Here is a 379-nt window from a genome sequence, read left to right as displayed (position 1 = left end):
CGGGATCGAACCGCTGACCCTCTGCTTGTAAGGCAGATGCTCTCCCAGCTGAGCTAAGCCTCCGGAATAAATAGTGGTGACCCGTAGGGGACTCGAACCCCTGTTACCTCCGTGAAAGGGAGGTGTCTTAACCACTTGACCAACGGGCCATGGCTCCCCGAACAGGACTCGAACCTGTGACAACTCGATTAACAGTCGAGTGCTCTACCAACTGAGCTATCAGGGAATACTGCTTGGCAACGTCCTACTCTCCCAGGACCCTTCGGTCCAAGTACCATCGGCGCTGGAAGGCTTAACGGTCGTGTTCGGGATGGGTACGCGTGGTTCCCTTCCGCCATCGTCACCAAACAGTGCATTTAGAATAAATGCGTTGTAACAA

General features: G+C 54.4%; 2 tRNA genes and 1 rRNA gene. All 3 read right to left on the bottom strand.

The window, feature by feature from the left end:
• Positions 1-74: 74 nt before the first annotated feature.
• The 3 genes from AC1DOK_RS24625 to rrf all read right to left on the bottom strand — a co-directional run bounded on the left by AC1DOK_RS24625 (position 75) and on the right by rrf (position 348).
• A tRNA-Glu gene (locus tag AC1DOK_RS24625) sits at positions 75-149 on the bottom strand.
• A 1-nt stretch (position 150) separates the two neighbouring features.
• Positions 151-226 (bottom strand) — tRNA-Asn (locus tag AC1DOK_RS24620).
• A gap of 5 nt (positions 227-231) precedes the next feature.
• Positions 232-348 (bottom strand): 5S ribosomal RNA (gene rrf, locus AC1DOK_RS24615).
• Between the last annotated feature and the right edge of the window lie 31 nt (positions 349-379).

Source organism: Paenibacillus sp. P5_B5 (genome assembly GCF_056400365.1).
This window is presented reverse-complemented; position numbering and strand designations above follow the sequence as displayed.